Source organism: Microcystis sp. M53602_WE12, assembly GCF_030065455.1.
GTDB classification, from domain to species: domain Bacteria; phylum Cyanobacteriota; class Cyanobacteriia; order Cyanobacteriales; family Microcystaceae; genus Microcystis; species Microcystis aeruginosa.
On record NZ_JASJFB010000716.1, the window covers coordinates 1 to 2,099 of the forward strand.

At 43.9% G+C, this 2,099-nt stretch carries 2 protein-coding genes; one reads left to right on the top strand and one right to left on the bottom strand.

The features are described from left to right. Nucleotides 1-51: 51 nt before the first annotated feature. Nucleotides 52-1,269, top strand: a complete 1,218-nt coding sequence (locus PX482_RS22200; RefSeq protein WP_288096094.1) for an RNA-guided endonuclease InsQ/TnpB family protein — start codon at nt 52-54, stop codon at nt 1,267-1,269. Nucleotides 1,270-1,411: 142 nt separating this feature from the next. Here the strand turns inward: PX482_RS22200 and PX482_RS22205 are convergent. After that, a partial coding sequence (locus PX482_RS22205; protein ID WP_288123017.1) for a flavin reductase family protein occupies nt 1,412-2,099 on the bottom strand: 688 nt, incomplete at its 5' end.

Sequence of the window (2,099 nt, forward strand, 5' to 3'; positions counted from 1 at the left end):
TTATTAACAGACCTAGTTAGAATAGAGTACAGACACACACATCTTAACCCAATGAAAGCGAGGTATCAATACCGTATTTACCCAACAGACCAACAAAAGAGGCTTTTGTCTCAGTTGTTTGGGTGTGTGCGTGTTGTCTGGAACGATACCTTAGCTTACTGTCAAGAACTCTATCGACAAGGGGAGAAAAAGCCAAAATATACCGAGTTATCTAAAAGACTAACTCAAGTCAAAAAAACAGAAGAAAAACAGTGGTTAACCGAGGTTTCTTCTATCCCTTTACAGCAGTCTTTGAGAGACTTAGAGACAGCCTATTCTAACTTTTTTGCATCTTGCAAGGGAGAAAGAAAAGGAAAGAAAGTCAAACCTCCTAAATTTAAGAAGCGTAAATCTAAACAATTAGCAAGATTTACCGATAATGGTTTTACCGTTAACCAACACTGCGTTACTTTAGCGAAAATCGGTGATCTAAGAATAGTTTGGAGTCGTCCATTACCTTCTAAACCTTCTAGCGTCACCGTGATTAAAGATGCGGCGGATCGCTATTTTCTCAGCTTTGTTGTCGAGATTCAGTCCGAAATACTTCCCAATAATGGGGAGTCAGTGGGAATTGATCTAGGGATTGCTGCCTTTGCTACCCTCTCAACAGGAGAAAAGATAGACGCACCGAAACCGTTAAAGAAACGATTAAAACGACTAAGAAAAGCACAGAAAAACCTTTCTAGAAAACAGAAAGGAAGTAAACGACAGGAAAAAGCTAGGAAACGAGTAGCTAAAATCCACGCAAAGATTAAAGACACTCGTACTGATTTCTTGCATAAACTATCCACTAGAGTTGTTCGTGAAAATCAAACGATAATTTTAGAGGATTTAAACACATCGGGAATGGTTAAAAATCGCAAGTTATCCCGTGCTATATCAGATTTGGGATGGCGTTCTTTTCGAGATATGCTATCGGCAAAATCTGATAAATATGGGCGTGATTTTCGGATAATTTCCCGATGGGAGCCAACGTCTCAGCGATGTTCCTGTTGTGGGAATATCGGCGGTAAGAAAGCATTAAATATCCGTGAGTGGGAATGTCTTTTTTGTGGGACTTTCCATGATAGGGACGTGAACGCCGCAATTAATATCAAGGTCGCCGGTGGGCAATCGGAGACCTCAAAAAACGGACGCAGAGGAAGGTGTAAGACTTCTGTTAAAGAAGCAGCATCCCGTGAAGCGTCAACCCATCCAAAGATCGTTCAATTAAGTTTGTTTGATCTGTAGGGAATCGCCGTCCGTTTACGGCGGTGAGGATGTCAATGATCTTGTTTTACAAACAGTAGCAGAAGGATAGGGGAGAGTATTGTTCACTTTCGGGATCAGCCGAAACCCTTGTTTTTTGCGATCCCTTGCCCGTCACCATGAGTTAATAATAACTGCCAGATTTGCGATGATGGATGGCGGTTAAACCCTGGTGTAAAACCCTGCCTTTTTCTGCGATCACATAAAGCAGCCAATGATCACCGCACTCCATTCGTTGTTCTACCCGACATTCCAGATAAGCGAGCGCTTCGGCCAGAATCGGCCCACCGTTCTCAGCTTTAGTGGTTTCGATATTAGCAAAACGATCTTCTCCGGGGGAAAAAGGTTTAAGAAAATGCTTCATTAAAGCCAAATGTTGACCTTCTTGGAGGATATTAAGGACAAAAGGCGTACCGCTATAAAGCAGAGACTCGATCGCTCGTTCTTTCGCCACGGCAATAGTCAATCCGGGGGGGGTGAACGTCGCTTGCGACACCCAAGAGGCTAACATGGCGCCGCGCAATTCCCCCAATTCGCAGGTGACGATACAGAGAGAACCCACCAAACGGCCCAGGGCTTGCGATCGCCGATCGCTTTGGGATTGGTTAACATTAGTTTTCGGTTGTCTGCTTTTGCGAGCTTTTTTGACTGCTTGAGCGAAATCGGTTCCCGCTTCCTCACAGGTCTTTAAAATTGCCTCCGTGGGCTTAAATTTAACCCGAATTGGCTCAAAACCGAAGCGATAACCGCCATCCCGGAATTTACCTTCCAAAAGATCGATCGCTTCACCACTCCAACCGTAGGAGCCAAAA

What these genes read in the sequence shown, in the direction of transcription:
- PX482_RS22200 (WP_288096094.1), top strand. Translation starts at nt 52, where the DNA reads ATGAAAGCGAGGTATCAATACCGTATTTACCCAACAGACCAACAAAAG.